Origin of the sequence: Pantoea sp. JZ2 (assembly GCF_035191405.1) — a bacterium.
Lineage (GTDB): Bacteria > Pseudomonadota > Gammaproteobacteria > Enterobacterales > Enterobacteriaceae > Pantoea > Pantoea stewartii.
In genome coordinates this window covers 626,966-645,467 of record NZ_CP045247.1, presented here as the reverse complement: position 1 = coordinate 645,467, position 18,502 = coordinate 626,966, and the positions used below count along the sequence as shown (strand labels likewise).

The 18,502-nt window shown below is 55.3% G+C and carries 14 protein-coding genes; 6 read left to right on the top strand and 8 right to left on the bottom strand.

Translation table 11 applies throughout. The annotated features are described in order from the left end of the window. Window positions 1–469: 469 nt before the first annotated feature. A complete protein-coding gene (gene ddlA, locus GC087_RS03155) occupies window positions 470–1,567 on the top strand; it encodes a D-alanine--D-alanine ligase (RefSeq protein ID WP_058702154.1) in 1,098 nt (365 codons plus the stop codon). A gap of 19 nt (window positions 1,568–1,586) precedes the next feature. On the opposite strand, the gene GC087_RS03150 is transcribed toward ddlA, so the two are convergent. From GC087_RS03150 to GC087_RS03135, 4 genes are all read right to left on the bottom strand, one after another. Further along, the gene (locus GC087_RS03150) at window positions 1,587–3,011 is read right to left on the bottom strand and encodes a GGDEF domain-containing protein (protein ID WP_039341922.1); all 1,425 of its coding nucleotides are present in this window, start codon (window positions 3,009–3,011) and stop codon (window positions 1,587–1,589) included. A 263-nt stretch (window positions 3,012–3,274) separates the two neighbouring features. Then, window positions 3,275–4,750 carry a SulP family inorganic anion transporter gene (locus GC087_RS03145; protein ID WP_006118229.1) on the bottom strand — a complete coding sequence of 492 codons (1,476 nt, stop codon included), beginning with the start codon at window positions 4,748–4,750 and terminating at the stop codon, window positions 3,275–3,277. After that, complete coding sequence (locus GC087_RS03140; protein ID WP_033739968.1) at window positions 4,747–5,379, bottom strand: carbonic anhydrase; 633 nt, start codon at window positions 5,377–5,379, stop codon at window positions 4,747–4,749. The genes GC087_RS03145 and GC087_RS03140 overlap by 4 nt, the downstream gene beginning before the upstream one ends. 571 nt (window positions 5,380–5,950) lie before the next feature. Continuing rightward, the gene (locus GC087_RS03135; RefSeq protein WP_006118227.1) at window positions 5,951–6,760 is read right to left on the bottom strand and encodes a 5'-nucleotidase, lipoprotein e(P4) family; all 810 of its coding nucleotides are present in this window, start codon (window positions 6,758–6,760) and stop codon (window positions 5,951–5,953) included. A 109-nt stretch (window positions 6,761–6,869) separates the two neighbouring features. Between GC087_RS03135 and GC087_RS03130 the strand changes: the two genes are divergently transcribed. Both GC087_RS03130 and GC087_RS03125 read left to right on the top strand, forming a co-directional pair. Next, window positions 6,870–7,577 (top strand): purine nucleoside phosphorylase YfiH/LACC1 family protein, encoded by a 708-nt coding sequence (locus GC087_RS03130; protein WP_324029588.1) that lies wholly within the window; start codon window positions 6,870–6,872, stop codon window positions 7,575–7,577. Window positions 7,578–7,747: 170 nt separating this feature from the next. Beyond that, window positions 7,748–9,769 (top strand): NADPH-dependent 2,4-dienoyl-CoA reductase, encoded by a 2,022-nt coding sequence (locus GC087_RS03125; RefSeq protein ID WP_058702665.1) that lies wholly within the window; start codon window positions 7,748–7,750, stop codon window positions 9,767–9,769. Here the strand turns inward: GC087_RS03125 and rlmG are convergent, their stop codons facing one another. Next, on the bottom strand, window positions 9,770–10,888 hold the full coding sequence (rlmG, locus tag GC087_RS03120; RefSeq protein WP_058702666.1) for a 23S rRNA (guanine(1835)-N(2))-methyltransferase RlmG: 1,119 nt from the start codon (window positions 10,886–10,888) through the stop codon (window positions 9,770–9,772). An 82-nt stretch (window positions 10,889–10,970) separates the two neighbouring features. Here rlmG and GC087_RS03115 point away from each other — a divergent pair, with 82 nt between their 5' ends. Next, window positions 10,971–11,474: a M48 metallopeptidase family protein gene (locus tag GC087_RS03115; RefSeq protein ID WP_006118297.1), complete on the top strand. Its 504-nt coding sequence runs from the start codon at window positions 10,971–10,973 to the stop codon at window positions 11,472–11,474. Here the strand turns inward: GC087_RS03115 and GC087_RS03110 are convergent. Continuing rightward, window positions 11,471–13,159, bottom strand: coding sequence for a chloride channel protein (locus GC087_RS03110; protein ID WP_324029586.1), 1,689 nt, complete (start codon window positions 13,157–13,159; stop codon window positions 11,471–11,473). The genes GC087_RS03115 and GC087_RS03110 overlap by 4 nt on opposite strands. A gap of 134 nt (window positions 13,160–13,293) precedes the next feature. On the opposite strand from GC087_RS03110, the gene GC087_RS03105 reads away from it, so the two are divergent. Both GC087_RS03105 and GC087_RS03100 read left to right on the top strand, forming a co-directional pair. Then, window positions 13,294–14,274, top strand: coding sequence for a Gfo/Idh/MocA family protein (locus tag GC087_RS03105; RefSeq protein ID WP_033739985.1), 981 nt, complete (start codon window positions 13,294–13,296; stop codon window positions 14,272–14,274). Window positions 14,275–14,533: 259 nt separating this feature from the next. Beyond that, window positions 14,534–15,505 carry a TerC family protein gene (locus tag GC087_RS03100; protein ID WP_033739986.1) on the top strand — a complete coding sequence of 324 codons (972 nt, stop codon included), beginning with the start codon at window positions 14,534–14,536 and terminating at the stop codon, window positions 15,503–15,505. Between the two features lie 55 nt (window positions 15,506–15,560). Here the strand turns inward: GC087_RS03100 and GC087_RS03095 are convergent, their stop codons facing one another. Then, window positions 15,561–17,051, bottom strand: coding sequence for a UxaA family hydrolase (locus GC087_RS03095; protein WP_058702668.1), 1,491 nt, complete (start codon window positions 17,049–17,051; stop codon window positions 15,561–15,563). Further along, the gene (locus GC087_RS03090) at window positions 17,051–18,502 is read right to left on the bottom strand and encodes a tagaturonate reductase (RefSeq protein ID WP_282498255.1); all 1,452 of its coding nucleotides are present in this window, start codon (window positions 18,500–18,502) and stop codon (window positions 17,051–17,053) included. Before GC087_RS03090 ends, GC087_RS03095 begins: the two co-directional genes overlap by 1 nt.

The window sequence follows — 18,502 nt, the reverse complement described above, 5'->3', positions numbered from 1 at the left end:
AGGGCAGAATAAACGTCACTTTTGTTCTCTACAGTACTGAATGAGTGGCAGTATTCATCCGCAGGCAGCAAGCGACACTTTTTTACCTGTGTGCAGATTCTCACCGTGTTGAGGCGTCATCTGAGCTGGCATCAATCATAGTGGCCCCGCACGCAATACCGCTATAAGAGTAGTTAATTATTTTGCCTTAAACAAAATCAGCCAGTTATTCGATGGCAGATTCTTTCTTGAATATGCGTCAGTTCGTTAACCCCGTGTTGAGGAGTACGCTGAAGGAAATTCAGGCGCTACTCCTTGCGAGGTAATGAAGCGTCGCAAGCGTTCTGAAGCGCGTGTCTCCTCTTTTCTCTCAGACCTCGCCCGGCGTGCTGATCACGAAGCACAACAGAAGGCGCTCTCGTTCATCCGGCTGTTTTTTATGACAATGCGCATGCTATGGTAGTGATTTGCGTTTATGTGGATACCTTTGATGAAAAAACAGCGGGTTGGCATCGTCTTTGGCGGGAAATCTTCAGAACATGAAGTGTCGTTGCAGTCAGCAAAAAATATCGTTGATGCCATTGATAAGACACGGTTTGAGGTCGTGCTATTGGGTATCGACAAACAAGGGCAATGGCACCTCAATGACGCCTCCAGCTTCCTGCTCAATGCAGAAAATCCGTCACTGATTGCCCTCAATTGCACGGCAAAACAGATTGCCCTGATTCCCGGCGAACCTGAGCAGCCACTCATTGCCCGTAACGATGCGCATTCCCTGTTACAGCTGGATGTCATTTTTCCGGTGGTTCACGGTACGCAAGGCGAAGATGGCGCGCTGCAGGGGTTACTGCGCATGGCGTCGCTGCCCTTTGTCGGGTCGGATGTGCTGGGGTCGGCGGTCAGCATGGACAAGGATTTCACCAAGCGCCTGTTACGCGATGCCGGCTTGCAGGTTGCCCCCTGGCTGAGCGTCACGTCTTCACAGCTGAACCAACTGGACACCGAAGCCGTCATCGCCCGCTTCGGCCTGCCGTTGTTTGTTAAGCCTGCCAATCAGGGCTCCTCGGTGGGCGTAAGTAAAGTGACCCATGCCGCAGCGCTCCTGCCCGCGCTGGAAATGGCGTTCACGTTCGATCGTAAGGCCCTGATTGAAAAAGCCATTAAAGGCCGGGAGATCGAATGTGCGGTGCTGGGTAACGAAGAGCCACAGGCCAGCCCATGTGGCGAAGTGGTGGTGAAAGAAGGCTTCTATTCCTACGACACAAAGTACATCAGCGAAACCGGCGCACAAACGGTGATTCCTGCCGCCATCCCACCGGACGTCGATGCGGCGATTCGCCAGGTTGCGATTAAGGCATTTACCACACTGGAATGCTTTGGCATGGCGCGTGTCGACGTGTTTTATACCGAGGAAGGCGAAATCGTGATCAACGAAGTGAATACACTACCCGGTTTCACCAATATCAGCATGTATCCCAAACTGTGGCAGGCGGCGGGCCTGAGCTATCAGGACCTGATTACCCGACTGATTGAACTGGCTATCGCACGCCATCGACAGAGCGCCCTGCTGAAAACCAGTATTCATTAATGTGCGTCCAGCGACCTGCTCAGGCAACGTCGCTGGTCATTTCATTATGGGCTTTGCCCGGCGATGTCTGATTGCGGCCATTTCGCTTGGAAATATAGAGATTTTTGTCGGCTGCGGAGATCAGGTTGTTAATCGTCTCAGCCCAGGCCGTACCCGGTTGGGCTTCGCCGTTTGCCAGGCCCAGGCTCACCGTGACCGTGACGGCATTGCCCTGCAGCACAAATTTCTCGCGGACAATGCTCTGCCGAATCCCCTCCGCCAGCGAATAGATTTTCTCTGGAGACAGATCGAACTGCACCACCACAAATTCTTCTCCGCCAAAACGGCAAATGTGCCCTTTGCTGCCAACCAGCGGCGAAATGCGGCGGGCAATCTCTTCCAGCACGCTGTCGCCCGCATCATGGCCGAAATTGTCGTTGACTGATTTAAAGTAATCCACATCCAGCAGGATCACGCCGACCTGACGTTGCGCATAGCTGGGCTCGTTACGCAGTCTTTCATACAGGCCGGAGCGTGATAATAACTGGGTAAGAAAATCGTAATCGGCGCGCAGAGCCAGCCGCTCATTGAGCTGACGGATAGCATCCACGCTGACCGCCACAATCAGAGGACTGATGGCAAGCGTAGCCACGCCCAGTCGCGCTGACGTCAGATGACTGATGGGCAGCAGGCTTGAATCGCCCTGGATATGCATGACGCCATGGGAAACCAAAATGATCTGGCTGATGCCGGTTATCAGTGTCACCAGGCTGGTGAGCGGGATGGGCAAGACAATGGCGCACCAGATTAACGCCGGCACCGGCAGCGTCAGGCTGCCTGCGCCGCCCATTAAGGCCCCCGTCGTTAAGGACAGCCCCACGGCGATAAGCGGCAGAATCGTCCCCACCTTTACCCGTAGCCCTGAGAACATCACACGCCAGTTTGGGGTCAACAGAAACGGCAACAGCATTAAGCCGGTCGAAAACTGTTCGCTGAACCAGTTCATCCAGGCATCGGCGAACGCGGCATTGACACTGCCTACCTGTGCCAGTGCGCCCCAGGTGGCGCAACCGAACGCCGCCAGCAGGCAGGCGGGGAAGATCCGTAAGGCATTCGAGATGCGTTCACTGCTGGAATCATGCTGATACTGTTTTCCCATCACTATTACGCATATCAGGATAAACAGAATATTGGCGACATTGAGCGTAAATGCCGGTAACGTCCAGCCCGAAAAGACCGTATCGTTAAATACCATCGCACTAAAGCAAATAAGATAAAAACGGGTTCGGTGAAGGAAGGGATAACGCAGCATCATACCGGCAATAAACACGTTTACCGGCCAGAACAGGGATAAGTCGTGGGGAATGCGCAGATGACCGCCAACGAAACAAAACATCAGCGTAATCATAAACAGCCAGAAGGCACTCTTTTTAGCATTATGCTCTTCAAACAGCTTAGCGCGCATACGTCCGGACCTTGTCACAAAGAGGCTCACTATCTCGCCGCCCACAAAGTATGTGGCGTTATCATCATCATTAAAGCCTGATTCGTGTCTGCGCCATTCAGAGAAAAACAACAGTAAACAGGCGAACGTCAGGGTATTGAAACAGGTTACCGGTAACGAATGGGCTGGCAGACATCCCTGCCTATTATGTCTTACAAATAAAAAAATCGGATATCCGAGATATCCGATTTTTCTGCTGTAAATTCCAGAATACCGATGTCTGGTTATTTCACCGCCACCGGCCACTGACTCAGGCGTATGTTTCGTTTATCAGCATTTTCACCAAAATCTTTCAACACGGCTTTTACATCCGGATCGATGTATTCTGCATTATCGTTATCAACAATTACCACGCTATTTTCGGGAATTTTTTCCAGCAGGCCCTGAAGTTTAGGGTTGTGCAAAAACGTCAAATTTTGCTGAAAACGCAGCACATAGTGGTCGTCATAGCGCGTAAGCTGCAAGGCGTTGCGATGACTCTTGTAGATGCTGTAGATAATTTGAGTGGCAATACCTATGCCGATTCCCACCAGCATTCCCAACGTGATAATTCCAATAATCGTCGCCAGGAACGGGACGTACTGCTGTGCGCCCATACGAAACTGTTCGATGAACAGTCGCGGTGCAGCCAGCTTATAACCGGTATAGAGCAGGACCGCAGCCAGACTGGCAAGCGGAATGGCATTCAGCATCTCACTAAACCACATACCGCAAATCAGCAACATCACACCATGAAGCAAAATGGACAGTTTGGTTTGTGCGCCTGCGTTGACGTTTGCTGAGCTGCGAACAATAACCGCCGTGATAGGCATTGCACCCAAGAAGCCCGCCGTTATGTTACCAATGCCCTGAGCAAACATTTCTCTGTTGGGCGATGGCGCAGGATTTTGCGGACGTAGCTTTTTCAGGGCTTCCTGGCTCAGGAGCGTTTCCAGACTGGCCACCAGCGCCAGCGTCACCGCGACAACCCACACCTGCGGATTTTGCCAGGCCATCCAGTCCGGCGTTTCAAGTTCGGCTATCATCGCCGAAACGCTGTCAAAAGCGGGCAGTGAAATACGCGGTAAGGCGTCGGTGAGTGACGGGAACAGTCGCGCCCCCAATACTGTCACCCCACAGCCAAACAGAACCGCAAAGAGCGGACCCGGGATCCAGGCTATCGCCTTGATGCGCTTGATGGGGCCGGTTGTCCACGCAAACAAAATGAACAAGCCCACCAACGACACCAACAGCGCCGAGAGCGAAAAGGTCATTTCACCGTTTACCAGCGACACCAGTTTTACGCTGCCGCCGGCTCCTAGCGCCACCGGTATTTGCTGCATGATCAGTAGCAGGCCAATCGCCGCCAGCATACCTTTAATCACGCTACCGGGCACGAGTGCAATAAAACGGCCAGCGCGCAGCAGACCAAACAGGCACTGTAAAAGCCCGGCGATGATCAGCGCAGTGAGAAACGCGGAAAAACTTCCCAGCGTGGCCATCGAGGCGACCACGATAGTGACCAGTCCTGCCGCAGGACCGCTGACGGCGAAGCGTGACGGACTGAGTGATGTCACGATTATCCCGCCAATCACACCGGTCAGTAAGCCGGCAAAAGGCGGTAAACCGCTGGCCTGAGCAATACCGAGGCAGAGCGGGAGTGCGACCAGAAACACAACCAGCCCTGCCGGCACATCACGGCGTAACGTATCCAGATTCATGGTGAAGACTCCTCTGCAGATTGCTGAATCAACTCTTTAAGATGACCCGATTGCAGGTCGTAAACACAGCCAAACACATCCAGTTCCTGACCAGATTGCCAGGCCTGACGGACAGGGTCGGAAGCCACCAGCCTGGCAAACTGCACCCGCACGTTTGCCTCCACCAGACGGTTCAGTTTCTCACCCTCGGTTTCCTGCGCCGTCGGGTCGCCAAGATGGCTTGCCAGGCCGTCGCGCAAACAGGTAATACGACGCGCCAGTGCAGAATCCTCCGTCGCTAACGGACTGCCGGGCAGATTCAGAGCCGCCTGAACGCCGCCGCAACCATAGTGACCGCTTAATACAATGCGCTTCACGCCAAGAAAGAAGACGGCATATTGCAGAACACTCAGCAGATTGTCGTCTTCCGCCACGACCATATTGGCGATATTACGATGAACAAACAGCTCGCCAGGATGGGAACCCGTTAACACCTCCGCCGGTACCCGACTATCTGAGCAGCCAATCCATAATGAATGCGGTTTTTGCTGATAGAGCGATTTTTCAAAATAGGCGGGGTTACGTTGGCGGCGCTGTAAGGCCCAACTGCGATTTTTCGCTAATAAGGGTTTAAGTGTCGTCACAATCATCTTCTCTTAACTACCGGGAATATCATTTCCAGGCGAACCACGGAGTGAACCCGCTCACCTTATTTGGCCGAGGGGCTAATGAAACCTGAACTCCATCACATTAAAAGGTTATAGCCGCTTATCATTTTCAATGCACCTGGAATATTACACGCGCCAAAATACTGCCTGCCTGTGTAAGACTTTATTCAACTAACGTCATCAAAACGTAAATAAGATTAAGAGGTCATACCACCAAATTTTGCAGATATTTTACTTTTATTCATTTAAAATCAAACACATAAAATTCACGCCATGATTTATAAATTGACAAACAAATACAAAAATTTCATAGCGAACTAAGTAATTAAAATAACAGCGACGCCGCAGACCAGGATTAGTCTTAAATGCAGAATTTATGAATAGCACGATTAACCGCCTTTATTTAATGCAGGCAGTGAATCCGTCTTAATGAAGGGGTAAATTAAAGCGAGAGATAGTTAATTTAATTTGCGTGAAAATAGTGACGGATGTAAGTAAATATTTGAGCCAACGTGAAGGCGCCCGCCCAGTGCAGGCGCTTCATATTGACATTTTATTTACCGTTCCAGGCGTTGAGGCGCGCCTCACGAACGGAAAGCTGTTGTTGTGGTGTCAGCTTATTGTAATTTTCCGCCATGCCGCTTTCCCAGTCGCCATACAATGGATTGGGTAAAACAATAAATTGCGTACCGAAAAGCGCGTGATTATTGTCGACAAATGCCCGACGCTGCGCGTTACCCTGATGCCAGGTTGCGCCGCCAAAATCATTCAGGTTGTCACCGATATATAAAACGACATTGTAGCCCGCATTTTTAATGGCATCGAAACGCGCCTGCTTGTTTGAGGAGTCGGTTTTCAGGCTGACCGTTTTCTCACTGACTCCGCTGAAGCCAAGCTGCTGCAGGTTGGCCACCGTGGCGGCATAGTCTTTTTGATCGCGATTGGAAACGTAAAAAACGGTGCCGCCATGGCTGTTGACGTAGCGGGCGAATTCCACCGCGCCGGGAACCGCTTTTGCCTGCCGCGCCTGTGTCCAGGCTGACCAGGTTTTGTCGCTGAAAGGCTGGCCATTCTTCACCTGCCACGCGCTATAGGCACTGTTGTCCAGCATAGTTTCATCTAAATCGACAATGACCGCTTTAGGCTTGCCCGCCAGCGAAGCCGATTGATCAAAGGCCAGACGGGCGCTGTTGAATGCCTGCCAGCAGAGCGCCTGATATTCGCCGGACTGCTGGAACCAGTTCAGGGCCAGGACCGTTTGTTGCCCCAGTTGCTGCTGTGCCTGCTGTCGGGCAGGTTGCGCGCAACCTGCCAGTGCCAGCGCAACCACCGCCGACAGCGCGAAATTCACTGAATGTTTCATCGTTTTATCCTAAGGTGTGAAAGATTTAAGTGGGTAACGCTTCAAAAATGTAGCAGTTAACGTAAGCTGAGGGCAGCAACATTACACGCTGTTTCAACAGGAGATGAGGATGTCCGCTACACCGCGTTCGCCGTTGCTTGATGCACTTGACTGGGTCGATTATGCGTTTCAGCCCGCAGGCGAACCGCCTCCTGATGATGCCGCCTATGCCCATCAGCGTCACAGCGCCGTCGTGTTAACCGACACTCACACTATTCCACCCAAAAGCGGTGATGCAGATGGCGTGATCGCCACCGGCCACCGCCCCGTCGCGGTTTACACGGCCGACTGTTTACCGGTGCTGTTTGCCGACAGCCAGCAGAAACAGGTTGCCGCTGTTCATGCGGGTCTGCAGGGGACCCTGGCTGGCGTGCTGTATCGGGCGGTAGCGCATCTTTGCGAACGCGGTGCCACGCCAGCGAGCCTGACGGTGGCGATTGGCCCGGCGCTGGCTCCCTGCTGTTTTGAGCTGGATCTTCAACGTCTGGCAGAGATTGAACAGATGCCCGACATGCCATTGCCCCTGCGCTATTATGCGGTTCAGCCCCACAATCCCGGCGCTCAGCGCCCCCAGGCCGTTGCTACCCGTGGCGGTGTCTGGTTTGATCTACCGTATCTGGCGACGCAAATGCTGATAAAAGCAGGCATTCCGGCAGAAAACATTGACCCTGTCCACCAGTGCACCTATTGCACTACCGAGGCGGGCTCCAGCTACCGTTTCAACACGCATCACGGCAGTGGCTATCGTTCTCGCTATTCCTGGATTCGCCGCCGCTGAGGTTGCGCGCACATCCGCTGGCCTTCCCCTGCATTTCCCCGGCCTGGCCGTTTTATGTGGCGGGTAAGGCCGCTTTTATGATGTTTCTCACAGCCTGATGCCATTTCACTTTTTTTTAACAGAAAAATGGTTAAAGCTAACTCATCCGACCACTTTATCTGTGAGTGATTATGACTGTGCTGCCCTCATCCTACCCGGCGTTGTTTACGCCCCTTGACCTGGGGTTTACTCAGCTCAGAAACCGCTTTTTGATGGGATCTATGCACACCGGTCTGGAAGAGCGTGAAGATGGCGCGGCCAGGCTGGCGGCATTCTATGGCGAACGGGCACGGGAAGGCGTGGCGCTGATCGTGACGGGCGGCGTGTCGCCCAATCCTCAGGGCGTGACCGCCGCACACGGTGCGGTGCTGAACCAGGATTCACAGTGTGACTGGCACCGGCAAATCACCGCCGCCGTGCATCAGCACGGGGGAAAAATCGCGCTGCAGATTTTGCATACCGGCCGTTACAGTTTTCAGCGCGATCTGGTTGCGCCCTCTGCAATACAGGCCCCCATTAACCGTTTTACGCCGCGGGAACTGAGCGACGCCGAGGTTGAGCAGACCATTGCCGACTTCGCGCACTGTGCCCGTCTGGCGCAAAAAGCGGGCTACGACGGCGTAGAAATCATGGGCTCCGAAGGGTACCTGATTAATCAGTTTCTGGTACCGCACACCAACCAGCGTCAGGACCGCTGGGGCGGCGATTTTACCGGGCGCATGCAGTTTGCTTTAGCGGTCACCCGCGCGGTCCGTCAGGCCACCGGCGACCGTTTTATCATTATCTTCCGCTTGTCGATGCTGGACCTAATTGAGCAAGGCAGTACGCTGGACGAAACGCTACGACTGGCAACAGCGCTGGAACGCTGTGGCGTGACGCTGTTTAACACCGGCATTGGCTGGCACGAAGCTCGCATTCCGACCATTGCGACCTGCGTGCCCCGCGCCGCCTTCGCGTGGGTCACGCGCCGCTTGCGCCAACACGTTGCCGTGCCCGTGGTGGCAACGAATCGAATCAACCATCCACAGGTGGCAGAACAGCTTTTGCAGGATGGCTGCGCGGACATGGTTTCCATGGCCCGACCGTTCCTGGCCGATGCCGCGTTTGTCAGCAAGGCGCAACGGGGGGATGACGACAGTATCAACACCTGTATCGCCTGTAATCAGGCCTGTCTGGATCAGATCTTTGCCGGTCACGTCACCGCCTGTCTGGTCAACCCGCGCGCCTGCCACGAATCCCTCATGCCGGTGACACCGGCGCACATGCCCAAACGGCTGGCGGTTGTAGGGGCCGGTCCGGCAGGTATGGCGTTTGCCTTACAGGCGGCTGAACGCGGCCACCAGGTCACCCTTTATGAGGCGGCCGATGAGATAGGCGGACAGTTCAATATCGCCCGACAGATCCCAGGGAAAGAGGAATTCCGCGAAACCCTGCGCTATTTTCGCCATCGTTTGCCGGCGGCGGGCGTGGTAATCAAAACAGGCTGTCGGGTCACCGCTCCCCTGCTGGCAGACGCCGATGAAGTCATCCTGGCGACCGGCATTAAACCGCGTACGCCAGATATCCCCGGCATTGATCACCCCAAAGTCCTGAGCTATCTGGCCGTGCTGGCGGATAAGCGTCCGGTTGGTGCACGCGTGGCGATTATTGGCGCGGGCGGGATCGGGTTTGATACGGCTGAATATCTGTCTGAACCGCCCGCAAACGAAACCACCGGGGATTTTTATCGCGAATGGGGCATCGATCAGAGCCTGACGCAGCGCGGCGGCGTGATTGCGCCCGCGCCACAGCCTTCACCGCGTCAAATCTGGCTGCTTCAGCGCAGGCCCGGCAAGCCCGGTGCCACGCTGGCGAAAACGACCGGCTGGATCCATCGCAGCAGTCTCCAGTCACGGGGAGTTGAAATGTGGGGCGGGATTGAGTATCTGGCGATTGATGATGAAGGGCTGCATATCCGGCGCGAGGGCGAGCGCCTGCTCCTGCCGGTCGACAACGTGATTATTTGTGCCGGTCAGGAGCCGCAACGCGAGCTGGAAGCGGCGCTGCGGGCAAACGGTAAACCCGTGCAGGTGATTGGCGGGGCCGACGTCGCGCAGGAGCTGGATGCCCGTCGGGCGATAGCCCAGGCCACCGCGCTGGCGTTAACGCTGTAGTTAACGCATTTTCACTGCACGCAGCACCACAAATTTTTTGTTGGAGGCAACCAGGGTGCAGTTGCCAAAGAGCTTCTTCAGCTTGTGGTGATAATCCAGGTGACGGTTGCCGACAATGCGCAGCTCCCCGCCGTATTGCAGGCAGCGATTTGCGTCACGGAACATCTGCCAGGCCAGGTGATCGGTCACCGCGTGCTGCTGGTGGAACGGCGGATTACACAAGACCGCATGCAGCGTATCGGAAGGATAACCGCTCAGGACATTATTGACCCGGAACTGACAGCGTGACAGATCGTCCGGGCGGTTGATCTCTACGTTTAACCGGCTGGACGCCACCGCCATGTATGACTCATCAAGAAAATGCACCTCCGCCTCGGGATTTTGTGCCAGCGCCATCAAGCCAATCACGCCGTTGCCACAGCCCAGATCGACAATCTCGCCTTCAATATTTTCCGGCAGGTGCTGCATGAACAAGCGCGCACCAATATCCAGTGAAGAACGGGAAAAGACGTTGGCGTGGTTATGGATCTGATAAGGCGTACCGTCCAGCGACCAGACCTGGGTAGGCGATTTTTCGCGCAGCGCAGGCTGGGTGAACTGGCTGTAAATCACGCGCGCTTTTTTGACGGCCAGTGAGGTTTTGGTCTCACCAATGATTTGCTCAAACAATTGCAGAGTGGAGGTATGAATCTCTTTCGCGCGCCCCGCCGCCATTATCACGGTCTCTGGCGTGATAACCTGACGCACTGCGCGCAGTTGCTGCTCCAGCAACGCCAGGGTTTTAGGAATTTTGATCAGGACCAGTGCCGGTGCGGCCGGCAACGGTGCCAGGCTGTCAAGGAACTGGACATCGCTGTCGTCCAGCGCATTCAGGCGCAGGTTCTGACGCGTGGCCTGCTGACTCAGCCAGGAGTCACTGATATGCCACAGCGGACGAGTATTCAGTGCGCAGGTTAACGCCCCAAAGCTGTCGTTAAAGATTAACGCTGGACCAGACGGCAGGCTTTGCTGCAGGAGATATTCATCAGCGGCATCCCAGGCTTGTAACGGACTTTCGTCACGCATCTGCGGGAAACGGTGCAGGATCAGTGTGCGATCGTTCAGTTCAAGTTGGCTCATGAATTCTCCGGCGTGGTACACTTTGGTTGATTTTCGCCCCAAAAAGGGGGCGCAGTATACTGTCTTTCGCCGGGAATCTCTAATGTCCTCACTGATCTATCTTCAGGGTTATCCTGAGTCCATCCTTGAACAGGTGCAAACGCTCATCGATCGCCAGCGTCTGGGCCCGGTGCTGCAACAGCGCTATCCCGACAGACACGATGTGATGAGTGATAAGGCGCTGTATGACTTTACGCTGGCACTGAAAAACCGCTTCATGCGCAACGCGCCGCCCATCAATAAGGTGATTTGGGATAACAAAATCAAGGTGATGAAGCACGCGCTGGGCCTGCACACGGCCATTTCCCGTGTGCAGGGCGGCAACCTGAAGGCCAAAGCGGAGATTCGTATTTCCACGTTTTTCCGCCAGGCGCCTGAGCCTTTTTTACGCATGATCGTGGTACATGAGCTGGCGCACCTGAAAGAGAAAAATCACGACAAGGCCTTTTATCAGCTGTGCTGCCATATGGAGCCGGACTATCACCAGCTCGAATTCGACGCCCGCCTGTGGATGACGGAACAGGCTTTGCAGGGCAATGCGGCTTAGAGAAACTCCTGCGCTTTCTGAATCAGGCTGGTTTTGGTCAGCGCGCCTAAAAAACGGCGCTCCTGGGGATTATTCAGGACAGGCAGACGTTCCAGCGTGACGGCTGCAAAAGCTTCCCATCCTTCCCGCAGACTTTGGTTTTGATAGGCCACCGGGAAATCCTCATCCATCACGCACTGCACCGGCGAGTCCAGATTAATCTCCTGCGCCAGCACCCGGCGGGATATTTCGTGAATGGAAACCACGCCCAGAAACGCGCCCTGCGCATTGATGACGTACACATAGCGCTCACGCTTAAGCGAACTCACCGCCAGTGCTTCCCCAACCGAGGCCTCAGGTTGCAGGGCCGCCCCCGGAATGATCAGTTCGCTGATGCGCATATTATCGAAGTCATATTTGGCTTCAGAACGGTTGAAATGGTGCGTCACGACGGGATAGGTACTGGCCATTTGCAGGCGGTAGACCACCATTGTCGCCAGAACGGACGCTATCATCACCGGAAACAGCAGGCTGCTGTTGAGCGTCATTTCCAGCACCATTAACATGGCCATTAACGGCGCCTGACTGACGGCCGCCAAGACGGCCGCCATGCCAACAGCGGCGAACAGCAGGACATTATTCAGGGGAAGATGCAGGGCAACCCCACATAACGCGATGACCATACCCAGCAGCGCCCCGATCAGCAAGGACGGTGTAAACAACCCGCCCACCGCATTGGAGCCTACCGAGAGGCTGGTCGCGAGCGTTTTTAAGACCAGCAGCAGCAGTAAACCTGATAACACATAATGCCCTGCCATCACCTTTACAATGACTTCATAGCCGTTCCCGAGGATATCGGTCGAGACCAGCGCCAGCAGGCCCACGGCAAAGCCACCCGCCCCAAGACGTAGCGGTAAGGACCGAACCCGACTGAACAGCGTTTTAGCACGGGCGATCAGGCGAATCAGGAGCAAACCGGCCAGCCCGGACAGTAAGCCAATCAGGACGGTAATCAGCAGGCTGCTGACATCCATCGTGAAACTCACCTCGGCCAGCGGATAAAGCGCATTACGAAAGCCCAGCGCCCACATGGTCATGACCGCAACAGCGGAGGAGACCACCAGCGGAATCAGGCGTTGCAGGGCGGAGATACCAAACGCGATCTCTGCCACGAAAATGGCCGATGCCAGCGGTGCATGGTAGACCGAGGAAAGCCCGGCTGCGGCGGCCATGGCGACGACGTCGCTGTTTTTTAACTGCACGCCAGGCGGCAACAGGCGGCCGATCATGCTGCCACAGAGCGCGGCCAGTTGAACCATCGGGCCTTCTTTACCGATTGACGCGCCGCTGCCAATACTGGCAACCGAAGACAGCGCCCGGAAAAGGGAGGTTTTCGTCGGCACGGCATCAAGGCGGGCATTAATGACTTCGAGATAGTCGGTCTTGACGGTTTGCTGCCGCTCTATCGCGACCGCGTAGCGCAGGAAGAAACCGGCCAGCAGACCGCCCACGCCGACCAGAACGGGCCAGAACAGCATGGGCCAGAGATGAATGGATTCGGTGATGTCGTCGCTGCGGCCAAACAGCAGATAATTGATGAACTCAATCGTTTCGCGGAACAGCAAAGTAACTAACGAGGCGGCACAGCCCACCGGCACGGCAATCACTAATGTGGTCCAGTTTAATGCGTGTTTGCTTCCTTTCACCTGCGCTCCCCGTCTTGTGCTTAACGTGCGGTATTCAGACATAGTATTGGAATGGCGATCTCAGGATCAACGTCTGATGTTGCCTGCCGGATGCCAGATGCTACTCTGCACTTTTACCTGCGCAGGAGATCACTGTGATTCGCTTTGCCATTGTGGGAACGAACTGGATAACGCGTCAGTTCATCGAGGCGGCACACGAAACCGGCAAGATGAGGCTGTGTGCCGTCTATTCACGTACCCGGGAGCAGGCGGCGGCATTCTGCCATGACTATCCTTGCGACCAGCGCTTTACGTCGCTGGCGGCCATGGCCGCCTGTCCTGATATCGACGCCGTCTATATCGCCAGTCCCAATGCCCTGCATTGTCAGCAGGCCATGCTGTTTATGTCGCAGGGCAAGCACGTCATTTGTGAGAAACCGCTGGCCTCGAATCTGCACGAGGTCGAAGCCATGATCGCCTGCGCCCGCCAGTATCAGGTGGTGCTGTTCGAAGCCTTCAAGACCGCCAGCTTACCCAACTTTATTCAACTCCAACAAGGGCTGCCTGCGCTTGGCACAGTGCGCAAAGCGCTGCTGAACTATTGTCAGTATTCGTCCCGTTATCCGCGTTACCTGAACGGCGAACATCCCAACACCTTCGATCCTCGCTGGTCCAACGGGTCCATCATGGATATTGGCTACTATTGCCTGGCGGTCGCCGTCACGCTGTGGGGCGAGCCCCGGCAGTTGCTTGCCTCGGCCACCCTGCTGGAAAGTGGCGTGGACGGCCACGGCACAGTGAATCTGAATTATGGTGAGTTTGATGTCACGATAGTGCACTCAAAAGTCAGCGACTCGGTACTGGCCAGTGAAATCCAGGGGGAAGCGGGATCGCTGGTGGTGACACGTATTTCTGAGTGTCCATCTGTGACCTTTATTCCGCGTGTCGGGGAGAAACAGGATTGGAGCCAGCCTCAACACATCAATACCCTGCTGTATGAAGCAGAAACCTTTGTGCGACTGGTGGAACAGCGCCATGTCAGCCATCCGGCGCTGGACATTTCCCGTAGCGTTGCAAAATTACTGACCGAGATCCGACGTCAGACCGGCGTGGTCTTTCCGGCCGACAGTGCCTGAGTGTAAATATTTCAAAATATGACGGGCAGACGATTGATTCCTGACGGCCAGCCACGTAATTTATCGGCTTGCAAAGGGGAGTAACTTGTAAGCTGATTGATCGTCACTACGTTGCGTACGCATCCGGTCATCAGGCAACCCAGAATCCATTCCTGAGTTGTAAGTGAGACCTTGCCGGAAGGCGAGGTTTGCTTACACAGAATAAGCGGCTGACGTCTTCTGACCTCAGCCGTTTTTTTATTTCAGACAGGATACGATTATGCAAACTGTAGGTACGCCACTCCTCTGGGGCAGTTTTGCGGTTGTAGTACTTATCATGCTGGCGATTGACCTGTTCCTGCAGGGCCGTCGCGGTTCGCAAACCATGTCCTTCAAACAGGCTGCCGTCTGGTCGCTGATTTGGGTCTCCGTCTCGCTCCTGTTCAGTGCGGCGTTCTGGTGGTATCTGGACGGTACCGCCGGGCGTGACGTGGCGACCAGTCAGACGCTGGCTTTCCTGACCGGTTACGTGCTGGAAAAATCGCTGGCGGTAGACAACGTCTTTGTCTGGCTGATGCTGTTCAGCTACTTCTCTGTTCCGGCCAACCTGCAACGCCGCGTCCTGATCTACGGTGTACTGGGCGCTATCGTTTTGCGCACCATCATGATTTTTGCGGGTAGCTGGCTGGTAACGCAGTTTAGCTGGATCCTCTATGTATTCGGTGCCTTCCTGCTGTTTACCGGTATCAAAATGGCGATGGCGAAAGAGGACGATGCAGCCGTAGGTGACAAACCGGTTGTGCGCTGGCTGCGTAAACATCTGCGCATGACCGATACGCTGGACGGGGAAAAATTCTTTACGCGGAAAAACGGCGTGCTGTTTGCGACGCCGCTGCTTTTGGTACTGATCATGGTCGAACTGAGCGATGTCATTTTTGCCGTCGACAGCATTCCGGCCATCTTTGCCGTCACCACCGATCCCTTTATCGTTCTGACCTCAAACCTGTTTGCGATTCTGGGTCTGCGCGCCATGTACTTCCTGCTGTCTAACGTGGCGGAACGTTTCTCAATGCTGAAATATGGTCTGGCTGTCGTGCTGGTCTTTATCGGTATAAAAATGTTGATTGTCGATATCTACCACATTCCGGTAGCGATATCGCTGGGCATCGTCGGAACGATTCTGGCGTCGACGCTGCTGATCAACGCCTGGGTTAACCGTCAGAATGACAAAAAGAAGCTGAATAAGCCGTAACGGCACGGCAAGGAAAAACACGGAACAAGGGCGGCATGGGTGCCGCCCTTGTGATTTACAGCGTCACACCGCTCTTGAAAATCGCGAGCTCACGAAAATCATTTTGTTCGTTACGGGTGCGTTGCCCGTTGGCAATGGCCACAATCGTTTCCACGAAATCGGCCAGCAGCGCTTCCATGCTCATGCCCTCAACCAGCCTTCCGGCATTAAAATCAATCCAGTGCGGTTTCTTTTCAGCCAGCGGCGTATTGGTGGCCAGCTTAACGGTCGGTACGAATCCGCCGTAAGGGGTTCCGCGTCCGGTGCTGAACAGCACCATATGACAGCCTGCGCCCGCCAGGGCACTGGTCGCCACTGCATCATTGCCCGGTGCGCTTAACAGATTAAGGCCGGGTACCGTCAGGCGTTCACCGTACTTCAGTACGTCCACCACCTGACTTTGCCCCGCTTTTTGTGTGCAACCGAGCGATTTCTCTTCCAGCGTAGTGATGCCGCCGGCTTTATTGCCCGGAGACGGATTTTCATAAATAGGTTGATGGTGATCGATAAAGTACTGTTTGAAATCGTTGATCATTGCCACGGTTTTATCGAAGGTCGCGCGGTCGCGACAGCGCCCCATCAGAATGCGCTCGGCACCAAACATTTCGGGGACTTCGGTCAGCACCGTGGTGCCGCCGTTGGCGATCATCTGATCAGAAAAACGCCCCAGCAGCGGATTGGCGGTAATGCCTGAGAAGCCATCAGAGCCGCCACATTCCAGACCAAATTTCAGCTCGCTGAGTTTGCCCGGTGTACGGCGATCGTGACGCATTTTTTCGTACAGTGCGTGCAGGCGTTCCAGCCCGGCTTCTATTTCATCGTCATGCTGCTGGCAGACCATGAACGCAACGCGGTCGCTTTCAAACGCCCCTAATGTCTCACGAAAGGCATCGACCTGATTATTTTCACAGCCCAGGCCAATCACCAGCACCGCGCCCGCGTTTGGATGACGCACCATGTTTTGCAACATGGTGCGGGTGTTCTCATGGTCCTGGCCCAACTGTGAACAGCCAAATGTGTGGCTGAAAAGAAACGCCCCGTCGGTTCCGGCCGCGTCCTGGGTTTCTTTCAGGAAACGCTGCAGAATTTGCCGGGCAATTCCGTTAACACAGCCGACGGTCGGTAAGATCCACAGCTCGTTGCGAATGCCTGCCTCACCGTTGGCGCGGCGGTAGAGCTGCACGTCGCGATCGCCAGGTTGAGGCGTTAAGGCTGGCGGCTCTGGCTGGTAGTCGTACTGGTCGAGATCGCTAAGATTGGTACGTGCATTGTGCGAATGCACCCGTTCTCCGGCCGCGATAGCCTGCGTGGCGTGCGCGATGGGCAACCCGTATTTCACGACCGTTTCGCCTTTCTCCAGCGAGCGTAAGGCAAACTTATGCCCCCGCTCCACGGCCTGTCGTAACGTCACGGGGTGATCCGCCAGCGCAATTGACGTCCCGATGTCGATATCCTGCAACGCCACGGCGACATTGTCCTGCGGATGAATTTTTATGGCGTCTTGCATCATGATCTCCGGTGGCTCAGCGCGTCGCGTATTCCATGCGCGAGAATGCGTTGCAGATGGTGGCTGACCGTTTCGGTCAGGCCGGGTAGCTGAGTTAAATCCTGTCCCCAGTGCGATGCCTCACCTAAAACCTGCTGAACCAACGCCGCGGGAGAAAGACGTTGTGCGCTGACGGCAGCCCAGCTCTCTGCATAACGCTGCAACCAGTACGGCTCGTCCTGCAAGGTCCAGCGCTTGTCTGCCTGTTCGCCCCGGTAAAACGCGATCAGGGCGGCAAGCGCAAACGTCAGGTTTGTTGGCCACTGGCCGGTTTGCTGATGGGCAGTCAGTAATGGCTGCAGCAAACGTGTGCGAAATTTGGTCATGCCATTAAGAGCGATAGACAGCAGCGCATGGTGGATAAAGGGGTTACGAAAGCGGCGCAGTACCGCGTCGGCGAAGGCGTTAAGCTCATCAGCGGGCAGATCGAGCGTTGGGATGATCTCTTTGCGCAGGAGATCGTCAATATACCCAGCGATCTGTATATCCTCCATCGCCTCGCCCACGCTCTCCAGGCCCGCCAGAAACGCCACCGGCACCATTGCGGTGTGCGCGCCATTCAGAATGGCCACTTTTTGGGCTTTATACGGGGCGATATCCTCCACCCGGCGCACGTTGGGTGCCAGCGCCGTCAGCCTGAGTTCGTCAAACAGCGCGGCGGGGCCTTGCAGAACGAACTGATAATAGACCTCACCCGCTACCAGGAAGTGATCCTGATAACCCAGTTGTGCCTCAAGCGCGGCGCTGTCGGCTGGAAACCCGGTGACGATGCGATCCACCAGCGTGTTATAGAACGCACAGCTTGTCGTTACCCAGCGTGTAAAGGCGTCCGGTAACTGCCATTGTTCGGCATAGCGCAGTACCAGCGCGCGCAGCATATCGCCATTATGATCGACCAACTCGCACGGCACGATAAGCCAGCCTTTGCTTTCGTCACCGGCAACGTGCTGATAACGCGCCCAAAGCAGCTGCGTCAGTTTGCCGGGAAAGCTGGCGGCGGGCGAATCGGTCAGCCGATCCGTTTCGCTAAACGCGATGCCCGCTTCGGTGGTATTCGAGAAAACAAAGCGCATGTCGGGCTGGCGCGCCAGCGCCATAAACGCATCGAACTGCGTGTAAGGCTGGATTTCACGGTTCACACTGCGGATCAGGCGGCTTTCGCTCACCGACTCACCCTGCGCGTTCAGGCCACGAACCAGGGTCGTATAAAGGCCGTCCTGCTGATTCAACGTGTCGCTGACTTCGCGATTGCGCGGCCTGACCACCACCACACCGGCATCCGTTCCCTGATGCTCATTGAGCCAGTCCAGTTGCCAGTCGATAAAAGCACGCAGAAAATTGCCTTCACCAAACTGAATCACGCGATCGTGGTAGACCGCGCCGGGAAAGTCGTGGCGGTTCAGCCGCGTCAT

Excerpts from the sequence above, each read along its gene's own strand:
- GC087_RS03095 (WP_058702668.1), bottom strand. The coding sequence starts at position 17,051 with ATGCAAGACGCCATAAAAATTCATCCGCAGGACAATGTCGCCGTGGCG.
- GC087_RS03145 (WP_006118229.1), bottom strand. The coding sequence starts at position 4,750 with ATGAATCTGGATACGTTACGCCGTGATGTGCCGGCAGGGCTGGTTGTG.
- GC087_RS03100 (WP_033739986.1), top strand. The coding sequence starts at position 14,534 with ATGCAAACTGTAGGTACGCCACTCCTCTGGGGCAGTTTTGCGGTTGTA.
- GC087_RS03115 (WP_006118297.1), top strand. The coding sequence starts at position 10,971 with ATGTCCTCACTGATCTATCTTCAGGGTTATCCTGAGTCCATCCTTGAA.
- GC087_RS03135 (WP_006118227.1), bottom strand. The coding sequence starts at position 6,760 with ATGAAACATTCAGTGAATTTCGCGCTGTCGGCGGTGGTTGCGCTGGCA.
- GC087_RS03090 (WP_282498255.1), bottom strand. The coding sequence starts at position 18,502 with ATGACGCGGCTGAACCGCCACGACTTTCCCGGCGCGGTCTACCACGAT.
- GC087_RS03130 (WP_324029588.1), top strand. The coding sequence starts at position 6,870 with ATGTCCGCTACACCGCGTTCGCCGTTGCTTGATGCACTTGACTGGGTC.
- ddlA (WP_058702154.1), top strand. The coding sequence starts at position 470 with ATGAAAAAACAGCGGGTTGGCATCGTCTTTGGCGGGAAATCTTCAGAA.
- GC087_RS03125 (WP_058702665.1), top strand. The coding sequence starts at position 7,748 with ATGACTGTGCTGCCCTCATCCTACCCGGCGTTGTTTACGCCCCTTGAC.
- GC087_RS03150 (WP_039341922.1), bottom strand. The coding sequence starts at position 3,011 with ATGCGCGCTAAGCTGTTTGAAGAGCATAATGCTAAAAAGAGTGCCTTC.
- rlmG (WP_058702666.1), bottom strand. The coding sequence starts at position 10,888 with ATGAGCCAACTTGAACTGAACGATCGCACACTGATCCTGCACCGTTTC.
- GC087_RS03140 (WP_033739968.1), bottom strand. The coding sequence starts at position 5,379 with ATGATTGTGACGACACTTAAACCCTTATTAGCGAAAAATCGCAGTTGG.